Origin of the sequence: Streptomyces thermodiastaticus (assembly GCF_014656135.1) — a bacterium.
GTDB lineage: Bacteria > Actinomycetota > Actinomycetes > Streptomycetales > Streptomycetaceae > Streptomyces > Streptomyces thermodiastaticus.
The window spans coordinates 30,490-47,151 of sequence record NZ_BNBV01000023.1 but is presented as its reverse complement, the minus strand read 5'-3'; the positions used below and the strand labels follow the sequence as shown (position 1 = coordinate 47,151).

Below are 16,662 nucleotides of genomic sequence, written 5' to 3'. Positions count from 1 at the left end.
CCTTACCTCTCCCGGTTGTTCCGCTTCCCACGCCGGGCGGCCGGGACGGTGCGGCCCACGATCACGGTACGCCTCGGGGCACGGGCGGGCACGTCCTCCTTGCGGCCGTTCAGCGCGCGGCGCACGCCGTAGCCGAAGGCGGCCACCTTGACGAGGGGACCGCCGAAGGTGGAGGCGACGGTGGTGGACAGCGCGGAGGCGTTGGCGGTGACCTCCTGCACGTCCGAGGCGATCGCGTCGACGCGGTCGAGCTGGGCCTGCGCCGAGCGCACCGCCTGGGAGGCGTCGGCCAGCAGCGGGACGGCCTGCTCGGTCACGTCCGCCACGAGCTTGGTGGTCGCCTTGAGCGTCTGGGCCAGCCTCGCCAGTGCGACCGCGAGGAAGGAGACCAGGATCGCCCAGAACACGGCCACCAGGATCCCGGCCACCTCACCACCGGACACTGTGCGCACCCGCTCCCTGATACGTGCCTGGACCGATGTGCGCCGGGCGCCGCAGGGCGCGCCGCGAGACACCGGGACCATCGAGAAAGTCGTGCTCCGAGCCTATCGCGCCGCGGACCGCGCTCCGTACCGGAATACGGGCCGGCAGGGCCGCCGGGTGTTCGTACGCACCGCGCACGGCCCGACACGGCACCCGTGCCCGTCCCCGGGCACCGGCCGCGGCGCCCGGGGACGGATGCGCGCGAGCCCGCCGCCCCGCCCGCCCACGAGGGGCGGGGGGACGACGGGCCGAGGCGGTCGCTGCCTGCCGACGCGGGGTCAGCGGGCGTAGTACTCGACGACGAGCTGCTCGTCGCAGACGACCGGGATCTCCTTGCGGTTCGGCTCGCGGTCCAGGCGGAACGCCAGGGCCTTGAGGTTCACCTGCAGGTAGCGGGGGGTCTCGCCGTCGGGAGCGAAGCCACCCTCACGGGCGATCTGGAAGAGCGTCTTGTTCTGGGAGCGCTCGCGCACCTGGACGACGTCGTCGGGGCGGACACGGAAGGACGGCTTGTCGACCTTCTGGCCGTTGACCTGGATGTGGCCGTGGACGACCATCTGGCGGGCCTGGTAGATCGTGCGGGCGATGCCCGAACGCAGGACCAGCGCGTCGAGGCGCTTCTCCAGCTCCACGATCAGGGCCTCACCGGTCTTGCCCTGGACCTTGGCCGCACGCTCGTAGGCGCGCACCAGCTGGCGCTCGGAGATGTCGTACTGCGCGCGCAGACGCTGCTTCTCCAGCAGACGGACCTTGTAGTCCGAGTTCTGCTTGCGGCCGCGGCCGTGCTCGCCCGGCGGGTAGGGGCGGGCCTCGAAGTACTTGACGGCCTTCGGGGTCAGCGCGATGCCGAGGGCACGCGACTTCTTGACCTTGGGGCGGGACTGGTTCGCCATGGAACCGAACACCTCGTGTTTCTGTGTGAATACGGCTTCACCAGGGTTAGGGGAGGTCGCATCCGCAGCCGGGGAAACCCTGCGGGTCCGCATGCGGACCTGCGGGGCAGCCGCTCCCTGGTCTGGGCACAACGTGCAGCACGCGAGTGGCCCACCGACGGCTCCGGGCACTCCGGGTGGTGGTGGGCTGCCCGCGACACCGTTCGACGGTGCGCGACGCTCCTGGATCCCCGCTGCCCTGCGGCGATGGGGTTCCGGCTGGATGTCCCGCTCTGGTGGTGCCGGTTTCCCTTGCGGGGTTCCGGACACGGGACGCAGCGCTTGTGCGAAGTCTACAGGGTGCTCAGGACCGCTTTCGACCCAGGTGTCTGCGGGTCCATTCCACGGCGTCCGCGTACCGCGCCTCGGCTCCGTGCCGGGTCGGGGTGTAGTACTCGCGGTTCTTCAGCGCGTCCGGGGCGTACTGCTGGGCGGCGATGCCCTCGGGCAGGTCGTGCGGGTAGACGTAGCCCTTGCCGTGGCCGAGCTTGGCTGCGCCCTGGTAGTGGCTGTCGCGCAGGTGGGCGGGGACCGGCCCGGCGAGCCCCTTGCGCACGTCCTCCAGGGCGGCGCCGATGGCGGTGGTCGCCGAGTTGGACTTGGGGGCGAGGGCCAGGGCGATGGTGGCGTGGCTGAGGGTGAGCGCTGCCTCGGGGAAGCCGATCATGGCGACGGCCTGGGCGGCGGCCACCACGAGGGGCAGCGCGGTGGGGTCGGCGAGGCCGATGTCCTCGCTGGCGGAGATCATCAGCCGGCGGGCGATGAACCGCGGGTCCTCGCCGGCCTCGATCATGCGGGCCAGGTAGTGCAGGGCGGCGTCGACGTCGGAGCCGCGGATGGACTTGATCAGGGCGCTGGCCACGTCGTAGTGCTGGTCGCCGTCGCGGTCGTACTTCACCGCGGCGCGGTCGACCGTCTCCTCCAGCGTGGTCAGGGTGATCTCGCTCTCGCCCTTGTCCAGGGCGGCGCCCGCGGCGGCCTCCAGGGCGGTCAGGGCGCGGCGGGCGTCGCCGCCGGCGATGCGCAGCAGGTGGTTCTCGGTGTCCTCGGGGAGGGCGACGGCGGACTTCAGGCCGCGTTCGTCGGTCAGGGCGCGGCGCAGCAGGCCCCGGATGTCCTCGTCGGTGAGCGGCTCCAGGGTGAGCAGCAGGGAGCGCGACAGCAGCGGGGAGATGACCGAGAAGTACGGGTTCTCCGTGGTGGCGGCGATCAGGGTGACCCAGCGGTTCTCCACCGCGGGCAGCAGGGAGTCCTGCTGGGCCTTGCTGAAGCGGTGAATCTCGTCGAGGAAGAGCACGGTCTCCTGCCCGTAACCGCCGGAGGCGCGGCGGGCGCCGTCGATGACCGTACGGACCTCCTTCACGCCCGCGGTGATCGCCGACAGTTCGACGAAGCGCTTGTTGGTGGCCTTGGAGACGACGTACGCCAGGGTGGTCTTGCCGGTGCCGGGCGGGCCCCACAGGATCACCGAGGAGGGGCCGGCGGGGCCGCCCGCGCCCTCGCCCACCAGCCGGCGCAACGGCGAGCCGGGCTTGAGCAGGTGCTGCTGGCCCACCACCTCGTCGAGGGTGCGCGGGCGCATCCTCACCGCCAGAGGGCTCGCGGAGGGCTCCTTCTCCTGGCGTTCTTCTGCTGCGGCGGTGAACAGGTCGGGCTCCACGCTGAAACCCTATGGCACACCGCCGACAGCACGGTCCGGGGCCCGGCGGCGGCCGGTCAGGCCCGCAGCGGAGCCGGGCGGCGGACCGTCAGGTCCGCAGTGGACCCGTGAGGCGGCCGGTCAGGCCCACAGGCTGCTGCCCCAGCGGGTCAGGATGAGCATCGCGATGACGCCGCTGTGGGTGACCGGCAGGACCCAGGTGAACTCGGCGAGGAAGGTCTTCACGGCGCGCGGGGCGGGCAGGAAGTCGTTGCGGATGTTGTGGCTGGTCACGTGCCAGAACATGGTGAGCGTGGCGACCCAGGCCAGGCAGCACCACAGGCACAGGGCGTTGATCCGGTACAGCGACTGGAACTGCAGCCAGCTGACGAAGCAGACACCGAAGAGCGTGCCGAAGTTGAAGGTCAGCCAGTACCAGCGCGGGAAGCGGGCGCGGGCGAGCAGGCTCATCCCGACGCAGATCACGATGCCGTAGCAGACCAGGCCGAGCATGGGGTTGGGGAACCCGAAGACGGAGGCCTGCTTGCTCTCCATGACGCTGCCGCAGGAGACGATCGGGTTCAGGCTGCAGGCCGGCGTGAAGGTCTTGCCGACGACCTTGGCCTCGAGGATCTTCTGCTTGTCGATCGTGATGACCCATGCGGCGAGCAGTCCGGCCGCTCCGGTGATCACCAGCAGCAGGGCGAAGGCGCGGCTGCCGCCCACCGTGCGCGGCGAGGCCGTCGCGCTCTCCGGTTCAGATTCCGTGGTGACGTCCTTGACTGTCGTCTTGCTCATCACGCCGATCCGTCGGTCGAAGTCGCTTCGGGCACGGTCATTGTGCCGCACGGAGCTGAGGGTGCACCGGTGATCGGGACAAAGGCGCAGGCGCCCGCGGCCGGGGTGTCCGGTTCCGGACGGCGCCGCCAGCAGCGCGGCGGACCGGCCGGCGCCCGTCCCGCCGGGCCGCGGGCCGTCAACCCGGCCGGCGCAGGACCAGCTCATGGGGTGATCGCCGGAACGGGCTGGGGGCCGGGCGTCCGTGCCGCCCGGCCCCCAGCCCGTCCGCTGGTCCTCAGCCCAGCCGCGACGTCAGCCCAGCCGCGACGTCAGCTCGGCCACGATCGTGTCGAGGCCGACGGCCACCTGCTCGCCGGACTCCATGTCCTTGAGCTGGACGACGCCCTCGGCCAGGTCCCGCTCGCCCGCCACCAGCGCATAGCGTGCGCCCGAGCGGTTGGCCGCCTTCATCGCGGCCTTCAGGCCCTTGTGGCCGTAGGAGAAGTCGGCCGCCACGCCCGCCTTGCGCAGCTCGGTGATCTTCGCGAACAGCACCCGGCGCGCCTCCTCGCCCAGCGGCACGGCGAACACGCTGGTGGCAGCGGGCAGTTCCAGCTCGACGCCCTCCGCCTTGAGGGCGAGGACGGTGCGGTCCACGCCGAGCGCCCAGCCGACGGACGGCAGCGCGGGGCCGCCGATCATCTCCGACAGGCCGTCGTAGCGGCCGCCGCCGCCCACCGCGGACTGGGAGCCGAGGCCGTCGTGGACGAACTCGAAGGTGGTGCGGGTGTAGTAGTCCAGGCCGCGCACCAGCTTCGGGTCGTCCTCGAACGAGACGCCCGCGGCGGCGATCAGCTCGCGGACCTCCTCGTGGTAGACCTTGCAGGCGTCGCACAGGTAGTCGCGCAGCAGCGGGGCACCGGCGAGCTGCTTCTGGACCGACTCGCGCTTGTCGTCGAGGACGCGCAGCGGGTTGATCTCGACCCGGCGGCGGGTTTCCTCGTCCAGGTCCAGGGCGCGCAGGAAGTCCTGCAGCGCGGCCCGGTAGGCCGGACGGCACTCCCGGTCGCCCAGGCTGTTGAGCAGGATGCGGAAGTTCTTCAGGCCGAGCGAGCGGTAGGCCTGGTCGGCCAGGATGATCAGCTCGGCGTCCAGGGCCGGGTCCTCCGCGCCGATCGCCTCGGCGCCGACCTGGGAGAAGTGGCGGTAACGGCCCTTCTGCGGACGCTCGTAGCGGTAGTAGCTGCCGGAGTACCAGAGCTTGACCGGCAGGTTGCCCGCCTTGTGCAGGTTGGCCTCCAGCGCGGCGCGCAGCACGGAGGCGGTGCCCTCGGGGCGCAGGGCCAGCTTGTCGCCGCCCTTGGTCTCGAAGGCGTACATCTCCTTGGTGACGATGTCGGTGGACTCGCCGACGCCGCGGGCGAACAGCTCGACGTTCTCGAAGCCGGGCGTCTCGATGTAGCCGTAGCCGGAGTTGCGCAGCGGGGCCGCGATCGCCTCGCGGACCGCGAGGTACTGGGCGGAGTCCGGCGGGATCAGGTCGTACGTGCCCTTGGGGGCCTTGAAGGTGCTCACGAAGCCTCTCGTCACATTCCTCGTCGGGGAGCCTGCCCGGCTCCCTGGCCGGCGGCCACCTGCCGCAGATAGGGGTTGGTGGCGCGCTCCTGGCCGATGGTCGTCTGGGGGCCGTGGCCGGACAGCACCACGGTGGAGTCGTCGAGCGGCAGGCACACACGGGCCAGCGAGTCGAGCATGTCCTCCATGGAGCCGCCCGGCAGGTCGGTGCGTCCGATGGAGCCGGCGAACAGCAGATCCCCGGAGAAGAACACCGACGGCACGTCGGCGGTCTCGGGCATCCGGAAGGTCACCGACCCCTTGGTATGGCCAGGGGCGTGCGCGACGGCGAACTCCAGCCCCGCCAGCTGCAGCACGGTGCCGTCGGCCAGCTCCTTGACGTCGTCCGGCTCCCCCACGGCCAGCTCGCCCATCAGCGGCATGCCGATGGAGCGGCCGATCCCCTTCTCGGGGTCGCTCATCATGTAGCGGTCCGCCGGGTGGATCCAGGCCGGCACGTCGTGCGCGCCGCACACGGGGACGACCGAGGCCACATGGTCGATGTGGCCGTGGGTGAGGACGACGGCGACGGGCTTGAGCCGATGCTTGCGCAGCGCTTCCTCGACGCCGTCGGCGGCCTGGTGGCCCGGGTCGATGATCACGCACTCCTCACCGGCGGCGGGGGCGACGAGATAGCAGTTCGTCCCCCAGGCACCGGCAGGGAACCCGGCAATGAGCACGTTCGTCCTTCGTTCGTGTCGATCAGGGCGTGTTGGTCGTGATCCGAGCCTACCCGGCGCTGCCGCTTCCTCAGCGAACCCATATACGGTACGGGGCACACGCAGTCGGTGGGCTCACCAGACCCATGAGTCACCGGTCGGCACACGAGACGCTTGAGGAGAGAACCCGGTGGTCAGCCAGGAGCAGCGGCGGCGTCAGCTCGCCCGGGAGAAGTTCTTGCGGCAGCAGCAGCGGCGCGCCGCCGCGCGGCGCAGGGCCCGTGTGCGCAACTCCGTGATCGCGTCGGTGCTCGGCGTGGTCGTCATCGGCAGTCTGGCGCTGTACACGACGGGCGTCCTGAACAACGGCGACGACGACAAGGCGAACGCGAGCGCGGAGGTCACCCCGAGCGCGTCGGCCACCAGCAAGGCGCCGGACCCGTGCGACAAGCCGGCTCCCGGCTCGGTGAAGAAGCTGAGCTGGAAGAAGGAGCCGGAGATGACGATCGACACCTCCGCCGACTACACGCTGAAGCTGGCGACGACGTGCGGCGAGATCGACGTGGCGCTGAAGGCGAAGGCCGCGCCGCACACGGTGAACTCGTTCGACTTCCTGGCCGGCCAGGGCTACTTCGACCACACCAAGTGCCACCGGCTGACCACGAGCGGCATCTACGTGCTGCAGTGCGGCGACCCGACGGGCACCGGTACGGGCGGCCCCGGCTACACGATCCCCGACGAGAACCTGAAGGACTCCAGCCTGAAGGGGAACGTGTATCCGGCGGGCACGGTGGCGATGGCGAACACCGGGCAGAAGGACAGCGGGGGCAGCCAGTTCTTCCTCGTCTACCAGGACAGTCCACTGCCGCCCAGCTACACGCCGTTCGGTACGGTCTCCGAGGCCGGTATGAAGGTGCTGAAGAAGATCGCCGACGCGGGCGAGAACACCGGTGCCGGTGACGGGGCGCCCAACGCGACCGTCGTGATCGACAAGGCCACGGTCGTGAAATCCTGACCGTCGCCTGCGGAATTTCGGTCGCGCTGGATGCGGACAGGCAACCCGCCGGTCGCCTATGTTGGCCGTGACGAAACTGTGGACGATGCCCGGGGGAGCTTCGAGGCCCCCTCGCGGGCATCATGTGGAGGAGGCGCTGTGAGCAGCAGCCCGTGGGGCCGCGTCGACGAGACGGGGACCGTGTACGTGCGGACGGCCGACGGCGAGAAGGTCGTCGGCTCCTGGCAGGCCGGCTCCCCCGAGGAGGCACTGGCCTACTTCGAGCGCAAGTACGAGGGCCTGGTGGTCGAGATCGGCCTCCTCGAGAAGCGGGTGCGGACCACCGACCTGTCGGCGAAGGACGCGATGGCCGCCATCGGCCATCTGCGCGAGCAGGTGGACGCGCATCACGCCGTCGGTGACCTGGACGCGCTGCGGGCCCGCCTGGACAAGCTGGTCGAGACGGTCGAGAAGCGCCGCGAGGAGCGCCGGGCGCAGCGGGCCCGGCAGCTGGAGGAGGCCCGCAAGGCCAAGGAGGCGCTGGTCGCCGAGGCGGAGGAGCTGGCCCGGTCCGACCAGTGGCGGGCGGCCGGTGAGCGGCTGCGGGCGCTGGTGGAGACCTGGAAGGGCCTGCCGCGTCTGGACCGCAAGTCCGACGACGAGCTGTGGCACCGCTTTTCGCACGCGCGCTCGGCGTTCTCCAAGCGGCGCAAGGCGCACTTCGCGCAGCTCGACGCGCAGCGCGAGCAGGCCCGCCGGATCAAGGAGCGGCTGGTCGCGGAGGCGGAGTCGCTGTCGGACTCCACGGACTGGGGTCCCACGGCGGCCCGTTACCGGGAGCTGATGGCCGAGTGGAAGGCCGCGGGCCGTGCGCAGCGGGAGCACGAGGAAGAGCTGTGGAGCCGCTTCCGCGGTGCCCAGGACGTCTTCTTCGCCGCGCGCGGCGCGGTGTTCGCCGAGCGGGACGCGGAGCAGGCGGAGAACCTGAAGCTGAAGGAGGAACTGGCCGAGGAGGCCGAGAAGCTGCTGCCCATCACGGACCTCAAGGCCGCCCGGGCCGCCTTCCGCGCGATCAACGAGCGCTGGGAGACCATCGGTCATGTGCCGCGGGACGCCCGTGCCCGGGTGGAAGGCCGGATGCACGCGGTCGAGCGGGCGCTGCAGGAGGCCGAGGAGGCCGAGTGGCGGCGGACCAACCCGGAGGTGCGGGCGCGTGCCGAGGGGCTCACCGGTCAGCTGCGGGCGGCGGTGGACAAGCTCACGGCCCAGATCGAGCAGGCGCGGGCGCAGGGCAACACAGCCAAGGCGGAGAAGCTGGAGCAGGAGCTGCAGGGCCGGCAGGCGCTGCTCGACCAGGCGCTCAAGGGCCTGCAGGAGCTCGGCGGCTGAGCGAACGCTTCGCGCCTCGAAGTCCACGGAAGAGGGCCCCGTGCGGTGCGTACGGGGCCCTCTCGGCGTGTGCGAGGCCTGTGGTGCGGCCGAGTCCGCCGTCTGCGGACGCTGCGCGGTCAGGACCGGGTGCGGGCCGAGGTCACGCGGTACACGTCGTAGACGCCCTCCACGCTGCGGACCGCGCGCAGCACATGGCCCAGGTGCTTGGGGTCGCCCATCTCGAAGGTGAAGCGCGAGGTGGCGACGCGGTCGCGGGAGGTCTGGACGGCCGCGGAGAGGATGTTGACGTGCTGGTCGGACAGCACCCGGGTGACGTCCGACAGCAGCCGGGAGCGGTCCAGGGCCTCGACCTGGATGGCGACCAGGAACACCGAGGACTGGGTGGGCGCCCATTCGACGTCGAGGATGCGCTCGGGCTCCCGGGACAGCGACTCGACGTTGACGCAGTCGCTGCGGTGCACCGAGACGCCGCTGCCCCGGGTGACGAAACCGATGATCGGGTCGCCCGGCACGGGGGTGCAGCAGCGGGCCAGTTTGACCCACACGTCGTCGACGCCCTTGACGATGACGCCCGGGTCGGCGCTGGCACGGCGTTTGCGGCCGCGTCCCCGGGAGGGCGGCACCGCCTCGTCGATCTCCTCGGTGGCGGCCTCCTCGCCGCCGAGGGCCTGGACGAGCTTTTGCACGATGTGCTGCGCCGAGACGTGGCCCTCGCCGATCGCGGCGTACAGCGCGGAGATGTCGGAGTAGCGCATCTCGTGCGCCAGGGTGACCAGGGAGTCGCCGGTCAGGATCCGCTGGATGGGCAGATTCTGCTTGCGCATCGCGCGGACGATGGCTTCCTTGCCCTGCTCGATGGCCTCGTCGCGGCGCTCCTTGGAGAACCAGGCGCGGATCTTGTTGCGGGCGCGCGGCGACTTGACGAAGCCGAGCCAGTCGCGGGACGGCCCGGCGCCGGTCGCCTTGGAGGTGAAGACCTCCACCAGGTCGCCGTTGTCCAGGGTGGACTCCAGCGGCACCAGGCGGCCGTTGACCCGGGCACCGATGGTGCGGTGGCCGACCTCGGTGTGGACGGCGTAGGCGAAGTCCACGGGGGTGGACCCGGCCGGGAGCGCGATGACGTCGCCCTTGGGCGTGAAGACGAAGACCTCGTTGCGGGAGAGGTCGAAGCGCAGCGACTCCAGGAACTCGCTGGGGTCCTCGGTCTCCTTCTGCCAGTCCAGCAGCTGCCGCAGCCACGCCATGTCGTTGATGGCGTCCTTGTCCTTCGCCGACGTGCGGGGCGCGTCGGTGCGGACCTTGGAGGCGCCGGCGACGGCCTCCTGCTTGTACTTCCAGTGCGCGGCGATGCCGTACTCGGCCCGGCGGTGCATGTCGAAGGTGCGGATCTGCAGCTCGACCGGCTTGCCGTTGGGGCCGATGACCGTCGTGTGCAGCGACTGGTACATGTTGAACTTGGGCATCGCGATGTAGTCCTTGAACCGGCCGGGGACCGGGTTCCACCGCGCGTGCACGGTGCCGAGGGCGGCGTAGCAGTCGCGCACGGTGTCGACCAGGACGCGGATGCCCACCAGGTCGTAGATCTCCGCGAAGTCACGGCCGCGGACGATCATCTTCTGGTAGACGCTGTAGTAGTGCTTCGGGCGGCCGGTGACGGTCGCCTTGATGCGGGCGGCACGCAGGTCCCGCTGCACCTCGTCGATGACGACGGCCAGGTACTCGTCGCGCTTGGGGGCACGTTCGGCCACCAGACGCACGATCTCGTCGTACATCTTGGGGTAGAGGATCGCGAAGGCGAGGTCCTCCAGCTCCCACTTGATGGTGTTCATGCCCAGGCGGTGGGCGAGCGGCGCGTAGATCTCCAGCGTCTCGCGCGCCTTCTTCTCCTGCTTCTCCCGCTTGAGGTAGCGCATGGTGCGCATGTTGTGCAGGCGGTCGGCGAGCTTGATCACCAGGACACGGGGGTCCTTGGCCATGGCCACGACCATCTTGCGCACGGTCTCGGCCTGGGCGGCCTCGCCGAACTTGACCTTGTCCAGCTTGGTGACGCCGTCGACGAGCAGGGCGACGGTGTCGCCGAAGTCGCGGCGCAGCTGGTCCAGGCCGTACTCGGTGTCCTCGACGGTGTCGTGCAGCAGACCGGCCATGAGGGTGGCCGGGTCCATGCCGAGTTCGGCGAGGATCGTGGTCACCGCGAGCGGGTGGGTGATGTACGGGTCGCCGCTCTTGCGCTTCTGGCCGCGGTGCCAGCGTTCGGCGACCTGGTAGGCCCGTTCGATCTGGCGCAGCGTGGCCGTCTCGATCTTCGGGTCGTTGCTGCGCACTATCCGCAGCAGCGGCTCCAGCACCGGGTTGTACGGGTTGGCGCGCTGGACGCCGAGCCGGGCGAGCCGGGCGCGGACGCGGTTGGAGGAACCGGAGCGGGCGGGCTGGCCGGAGGCGGCGCGCACGGGCGGCGCCGGCTTGGGGCGCGCGGCTTCCGCGGACTTCTCCACGGGCGCGGACTGGGCGCGTTCGACCGTCCCGCGGGCGTCGTTCGTCGCCTGCGACGCCTGCGGCGCGGGCTTCGCCGCCGCGGCCTCGGGTTTGGCGGCGGTCAGTGGCTGGGCCTCGTCTGGCAAGAGGGCTCCTCGTGCGCGATCCGGCTCCCCCGGTCAGGCTCCGGAGACCCCATGGTAGCGATCCGGGGCTCCAGGATCGCCTCCAGACCGACGAGAGGGTGTTCGACATAGGACACAACGCGAAGGACGGGCGCCGGATTCCTCCGGGCCCGTCCTCCGGGTGCCGCGGGCCGCCCGGGACGGGCGGCGGCCGCTCAGATCCGCAGCAGGGCCTTGAGCGGGGCGCCGTCCAGGGCCGGCGCCAGGCGGGCGCGGCCGCCGAGGAAGCCCAGTTCCATCAGCACCGCGACGCCGGCGACGCGGGCGCCCGCACGGCGGACGAGCTGCAGCGCGGCCTCGGCGGTGCCGCCGGTGGCCAGGACGTCGTCGACGACCAGGACGCGGTCGTTTGCGGTGAGGTCCTCAGCGTGCACCTCGATCTCCGCCGAGCCGTACTCCAGGTCGTAGGCCTGGCGCAGGGTGGCCCCGGGCAGCTTGCCCGCCTTGCGGACGGGCACGAAACCGAGGCCGGCGCGGACGGCGACCGGGGCGCCGAGGATGAAGCCCCGGGCCTCCAGGCCGACGATCCGGGTGGCGTCGGTGCGCTGGGCGATCTCCGCGAGCGCGTCGGTCAGGGCGGTGAAGGCCGCCGGGTCCGCCAGGAGCGGGGTGATGTCCTTGAACACCACGCCCTGCTCCGGGTAGTCCTCGACGTCCCGGATGCGGCTGAGCAGCAGTTCCTTGATGTCGGTCACGGCGGTCACCGGCGCTTCCCGGAGGTGCGGCCGCGGCCCCGGCCGCGGGAGGCGGACTGGTCGCGCGGTCCCACCACCGCGGGTGCGGCGTCCTCGGGCTCGTCCGGCCCCGCCGCCCGGCCGGGCGCGGGGTCCTCGGGCGTGCCCTGAGCCGCCTGCGCCCGCTTGGCCAGCACCCGCTTGCGCAGGGCCTTCATCTGCGGCTCGCGCTCCTTGAGGTCGGCGACCAGCGGGGTGGCGATGAAGATCGAGGAGTACGCGCCCGCCGCGAGGCCGACGAACAGCGACAGCGAGATGTCGTTGAGCATGCCGGCGCCGAGCAGGCCGCCGCCGATGAACAGCAGGCCCGCCACCGGCAGCAGCGCGACCACGGTGGTGTTGATGGAGCGCATCAGCGTGCCGTTGATCGACTGGTTGGCGACGTCGCTGTAGGTCCAGCGGGTCTGCTTGGTGATGCCCTTCGTCTGCTCCTTGAGGCTGTCGAAGACGACGACCGTGTCGTAGAGCGAGTAACCGAGGATCGTCAGCAGACCGATCACCGTGCCCGGGGTGACCTCGAAGCCGACCAGGGCGTAGATGCCGGTGGTGATGGTGATGTCGTGGATCAGGGCGACCAGCGCGGCCAGTGCCATGCGCCACTCGAAGGCGATCGCCAGGTAGATCACGACCAGGATCATGAAGATCGCCAGGCCCTCCCAGGCCTTGTTGGCGATCTGCTCGCCCCAGCTGGGGCCGACGAGGTCGGCGTTGATCCGCTCGGGGTCGACCTTCAGGTCCTTGGAGAGGGCTTCCTTGATCTGGTCGGACTTGTCGGTGTCGATGCCGGCGATCTGGATGCGCAGGCTGCCGTCGCCGAGCTTCTGCACGATCGCGTCGTGGCCGGAGGCGTCCTCGGCGTAGGTCTCCGCCTGGCTGACCGTGGTGGTCATGTGCTTCGGCGTGGTGAAGACCGCACCGCCCTGGAACTCGATGCCCATGTTCAGGCCGCGCACCACGAGGCCGACGACGGCCGTGATGGTGATCAGGACGGAGATGCCGTACCAGATCTTGCGGTTCTTGACGAAGTCGTAGCCGACCTCGCCACGGTGCAGTTTGGCGCTGAGAGTGCCGAGTTTGGACATCTCACGCCTCCTTCGTCTCGACGGGGCCGGCGGCGGGACCGGACGGACGGCGGGTGCGGCGCAGCGGCGGCTTGGCGCCGAGCGACTTCGGGTCCAGGCCGGACCACTTGTGCCCCTGGGCGAAGAACTTCCTGCGGGCCAGGATGGTCATCAGCGGCTTGGTGAACAGGAAGACGACGACCACGTCGAGCAGGGTGGTCAGGCCCAGGGTGAAGGCGAAGCCCTGTACCTTGCCGACGGTGACGACGAAGAGCACCGCCGCGGCCAGGAAGGACACGAAGTCGGAGACCAGGATGGTGCGCCGGGCGCGCGGCCAGGCACGCTCCACCGCCGGGCGCAGGCTGCGGCCCTCGCGGATTCCGTCCCGGATGCGCTCGAAGAACACGATGAACGAGTCCGCGGTGATGCCGATGGCGACGATCGCACCGCACACGGCCGGCAGGTTCAGCGCGAAGCCGATGGCCGGGCCGAGCAGCGACATGATCGTGTAGGTGAGGATCGCGGAGACCAGCAGCGAGGGGATCGCGATGACCGACAGGCCCTTGTAGAAGACCAGCAGGTAGACGACGACCAGGGCGAGGCCGATGGCGCCCGCGATCAGGCCGGCGCGCAGCTGGTCGCTGCCGAGCGCGGCGGTCACCGTCGTGACGCTGTCCTCGCGGAAGGTCAGCGGCAGCGCGCCGTAGGAGAGCATGTTGGCCAGGCTCTGCGCCTCCTCCTGGCTGAAGCGGCCGGTGATCTCCGCGTTGCCGCCGGTCAGCGCCTGGCTGACGTACGGGTCGGAGACGACGTTGCCGTCCAGGACGATGGCGAACTGGTTCTGCGGCGTCGTGTTCTGCGCGAGCTTGCCGGTGATGTCGGCGAACTTCTTGGCGCCCTTGGAGGTGAACTCCATGGTGACGGTCCAGCCCGCGGCGGTCTGGGTGTTGAAGACGGCCTGGGCCTTCTTCACGTCGGTGCCGTCCACGGCGGCGGGGCCGAGGATGTACTTCTGCCACTGGCCCTGGGAGTTCTGACCGCAGGCCACGGTCGGTTCGGAGGGCTTGACGCCCTTGCCGGCGGTGGCGCGGACGTCCTTCTTGGTGCAGTCCAGCGTGGCGTACTGGGCCTGGAGCGCGGCCGGGACGTCGCCGCCGGAGTCGCTGCCGGCGGTGGCGGAGGCGCTCGGGCTGGCGGAGGCCTTCGGGGAGCCGGACGCCGTGCTGCCCGCGGACGGGGTGGCGTCGGCCTTCAGGCCGTCGGTGACGGCGCGGCCCTGCGGGGACCCGGTCGCCGAGGGGGTAGCGGAGCCGGTGGAGGTGGCCTTCTCACCGCCGCTGGTCCCGTTGTCGTCGCCCGCCTTGCCGGAGGGGCTGGAGGAGGGGCTGGCGCTCGCGGAGGTGCCCGGCGACGGGGTGGCGGCGACGCCGGAGATGTCGGTGGCGAGGACCGGACGGAAGTACAGTTTCGCGGTCGTGCCGACCTGCTCCCGTGCCTGCTGGGAGTTGGTGCCCTTGGGGATGTTGACGATGATGTTGTCGTTGCCCTGGGTCTGGACCTCGGCCTCGGAGACGCCGAGGCCGTTGACCCGGCGTTCCATGATGCTGACGGCCGTGTCCATGTTGGCCTTGTTGATCGCGGACTCCTGGCCGCGCTCGGGGACCGCCCGCAGTGTGATGCTCGTACCGCCCGCCAGGTCGATACCGAGACGCGGAGTGGTGTTGCCGGAGGCGAACATGCCTCCGGTGAGCGCCACGATGGCGATCAGGATCAGGACCAGCGAGCGCCATGGCTTGCTCTGGGCGCCCGCGCTCCGGCCCTTTTTAGGTGCTGCCACCTTCTCGTACTCCCTCTCGGGCCGCTGGGCGCCAGGGTGGGCCCGCAAGCGGCCATGGCATGGTGTAGCGATCCCGCGTGCGAAGCGCACACGTCCCAGGGCGCGCGGCCCGGTGCCGCGCGCCCTGGAGGGGGACTACTTCGCCTCGGTGTCGCCGTCGGTCTTCTTCGGCTCTGCGTCCGCCTTCGCCTCGGCGGTGGCGTCGGCCGGCTCGTCGGCCGCGTCCTTCTTGCCGAGATCCACGGGCTTGTCGTCGCCGGCGGCGGGCTCGTCGGTCCCGGTGAGGGAGGAGGCGTCGTCGGGCACGAGGTCGCCGTCGGACTTCAGGTCGTGCTCGATGCCGTGGACGATGCGGTTGTACTCGTCGTCGGGCAGGACGGTCGCGATGGCGTTCTTGGCGAACAGCAGCTCCACACCGGGGCCGGCGTCGAGGAGGACCGTGTCGTCGTTGACCTCCTTGACCGTCGCGTACATGCCGCCGATGGTGCGGATACCGCTGCCCGGCTGCATCTGGTCACGCATGCGGGCGGCCTCCTGCTGCTTGCGCCTGGCCGACCGGGTCATCAGGAACATGGCCCCGATGAGCACAATGAACGGGAGGAGGGTCACGAGGCTATTCACGGGACGAATTTTCCTTCGCACGACCGCGACGGTGAGCGGCCTGGTGTGGGTGGGGTGGTCGCACCGCCTTCGCAGGCGGCATCGGCGGAGTCTAGGCGAGTCCGCGCGCAGGGAACAACGCTCAGCATGGCACTCGGGTTCCTCACCGGGCCACTGCTGACGCACTCACGTCCCGAACAGGTCCTGTTGTCCGTTTCCCGCGGCCGGTGAGTGCGGGGGCGTGAGGCCGAGGTGCGCCCAGGCCGCCGGCGTGGCGACACGCCCGCGTGGCGTACGGGCGAGCAGCCCCTCGCGCACGAGGAACGGCTCGGCGACCTCTTCCACTGTCTCACGCTCCTCGCCCACCGCGACCGCGAGCGTGGACAGGCCCACGGGTCCGCCGCCGAACAGTTTCAGCAAGGCCTCCAGCACGGCCCGGTCGAGGCGGTCCAGGCCGCGGCTGTCGACCTCGTAGACGGCGAGCGCGGCGGCCGCGACCTCCCGGGTGATCACTCCGTCGGCCTTGACCTGGGCGTAGTCGCGGACGCGGCGCAGCAGGCGGTTGGCGATGCGGGGGGTGCCGCGGGAGCGGCCGGCGATCTCCGCGGCCCCCTCCGGCTCGATGTGCACGTCCAGCAGCCGCGCCGAGCGGTGCACGACGCGCTCCAGTTCGTGCGGCTCGTAGAACTCCATGTGCGCGGTGAAGCCGAAGCGGTCGCGCAGCGGCGGCGGCAGCAGACCCGCCCGGGTGGTCGCACCCACCAGAGTGAACGGCGGCAGTTCCAGGGGGATCGCGGTGGCGCCGGGGCCCTTGCCGACGACGACGTCGACGCGGAAGTCCTCCATCGCCATGTACAGCATCTCCTCGGCGGGCCGCGACATGCGGTGGATCTCGTCGAGGAAGAGCACCTCGCCCTCCTGCAGGGAGGACAGGATCGCGGCGAGGTCGCCGGCGTGCTGGATGGCGGGGCCTGAGGTGATGCGGATGGGGGCGCCCATCTCCGCCGCGATGATCATGGACAGGGTGGTCTTGCCGAGGCCGGGTGCGCCGGAGAGCAGCACATGGTCGGCGGTGGTGCCGCGCGCCCGGGCGGCGCGCAGGACCAGGTCGAGCTGCTCGCGGACCTTCTCCTGGCCGATGAACTCGCCGAGGTCCTTGGGGCGCAGGGCGGCCTCCACGGCCTGGTCCTCGCGGTCGGCCGCGGCGCCGACCAGCCGCTCGGGGGCGGCGGTGCCGCTGGGGTCGTCCCGGTTCATGTGGTGTGCCTCGATCGTCG

Annotated in this window: 14 protein-coding genes; 2 read left to right on the top strand and 12 right to left on the bottom strand. The window is 71.0% G+C overall.

Annotated elements, in window-relative coordinates:
- Window positions 1-2: 2 nt before the first annotated feature.
- From IE286_RS19980 to IE286_RS19955, 6 genes are all read right to left on the bottom strand, one after another.
- Window positions 3-452: a DUF948 domain-containing protein gene (locus tag IE286_RS19980; protein ID WP_189798139.1), complete on the bottom strand. Its 450-nt coding sequence runs from the start codon at window positions 450-452 to the stop codon at window positions 3-5.
- 309 nt (window positions 453-761) lie between these two features.
- On the bottom strand, window positions 762-1,376 hold the full coding sequence (gene rpsD / locus IE286_RS19975) for a 30S ribosomal protein S4 (RefSeq protein ID WP_189798138.1): 615 nt from the start codon (window positions 1,374-1,376) through the stop codon (window positions 762-764).
- 343 nt (window positions 1,377-1,719) lie between these two features.
- Window positions 1,720-3,075 (bottom strand): replication-associated recombination protein A, encoded by a 1,356-nt coding sequence (locus IE286_RS19970; RefSeq protein WP_189798137.1) that lies wholly within the window; start codon window positions 3,073-3,075, stop codon window positions 1,720-1,722.
- Window positions 3,076-3,195: 120 nt separating this feature from the next.
- The gene (locus IE286_RS19965; RefSeq protein ID WP_189798136.1) at window positions 3,196-3,852 is read right to left on the bottom strand and encodes a vitamin K epoxide reductase family protein; all 657 of its coding nucleotides are present in this window, start codon (window positions 3,850-3,852) and stop codon (window positions 3,196-3,198) included.
- A 294-nt stretch (window positions 3,853-4,146) separates the two neighbouring features.
- Complete coding sequence (gene hisS, locus IE286_RS19960) at window positions 4,147-5,409, bottom strand: histidine--tRNA ligase (RefSeq protein ID WP_189798135.1); 1,263 nt, start codon at window positions 5,407-5,409, stop codon at window positions 4,147-4,149.
- Window positions 5,410-5,420: 11 nt separating this feature from the next.
- Window positions 5,421-6,128, bottom strand: coding sequence for an MBL fold metallo-hydrolase (locus IE286_RS19955; protein WP_189798134.1), 708 nt, complete (start codon window positions 6,126-6,128; stop codon window positions 5,421-5,423).
- Window positions 6,129-6,297: 169 nt separating this feature from the next.
- On the opposite strand from IE286_RS19955, the gene IE286_RS19950 reads away from it, so the two are divergent.
- Together IE286_RS19950 and IE286_RS19945 are read left to right on the top strand one after the other, a co-directional pair.
- Window positions 6,298-7,122 (top strand): peptidylprolyl isomerase, encoded by an 825-nt coding sequence (locus tag IE286_RS19950; RefSeq protein WP_189798133.1) that lies wholly within the window; start codon window positions 6,298-6,300, stop codon window positions 7,120-7,122.
- A gap of 138 nt (window positions 7,123-7,260) precedes the next feature.
- Complete coding sequence (locus IE286_RS19945; protein ID WP_189798132.1) at window positions 7,261-8,490, top strand: DUF349 domain-containing protein; 1,230 nt, start codon at window positions 7,261-7,263, stop codon at window positions 8,488-8,490.
- Between the two features lie 119 nt (window positions 8,491-8,609).
- Here IE286_RS19945 and IE286_RS19940 read toward each other — a convergent pair whose 3' ends face one another.
- The 6 genes from IE286_RS19940 to ruvB all read right to left on the bottom strand — a co-directional run bounded on the left by IE286_RS19940 (window position 8,610) and on the right by ruvB (window position 16,642).
- Window positions 8,610-11,114 (bottom strand): RelA/SpoT family protein, encoded by a 2,505-nt coding sequence (locus tag IE286_RS19940; RefSeq protein ID WP_189798131.1) that lies wholly within the window; start codon window positions 11,112-11,114, stop codon window positions 8,610-8,612.
- Window positions 11,115-11,308: 194 nt separating this feature from the next.
- Window positions 11,309-11,848, bottom strand: coding sequence for an adenine phosphoribosyltransferase (locus IE286_RS19935; RefSeq protein WP_189798185.1), 540 nt, complete (start codon window positions 11,846-11,848; stop codon window positions 11,309-11,311).
- 5 nt (window positions 11,849-11,853) lie between these two features.
- On the bottom strand, window positions 11,854-12,969 hold the full coding sequence (gene secF, locus IE286_RS19930) for a protein translocase subunit SecF (RefSeq protein WP_189798130.1): 1,116 nt from the start codon (window positions 12,967-12,969) through the stop codon (window positions 11,854-11,856).
- 1 nt (window position 12,970) lies between these two features.
- Window positions 12,971-14,785: a protein translocase subunit SecD gene (gene secD, locus IE286_RS19925; RefSeq protein ID WP_189798184.1), complete on the bottom strand. Its 1,815-nt coding sequence runs from the start codon at window positions 14,783-14,785 to the stop codon at window positions 12,971-12,973.
- A gap of 135 nt (window positions 14,786-14,920) precedes the next feature.
- Complete coding sequence (yajC, locus tag IE286_RS19920) at window positions 14,921-15,406, bottom strand: preprotein translocase subunit YajC (RefSeq protein WP_268255404.1); 486 nt, start codon at window positions 15,404-15,406, stop codon at window positions 14,921-14,923.
- A 165-nt stretch (window positions 15,407-15,571) separates the two neighbouring features.
- Window positions 15,572-16,642, bottom strand: coding sequence for a Holliday junction branch migration DNA helicase RuvB (gene ruvB / locus IE286_RS19915; RefSeq protein WP_189798129.1), 1,071 nt, complete (start codon window positions 16,640-16,642; stop codon window positions 15,572-15,574).
- Between the last annotated feature and the right edge of the window lie 20 nt (window positions 16,643-16,662).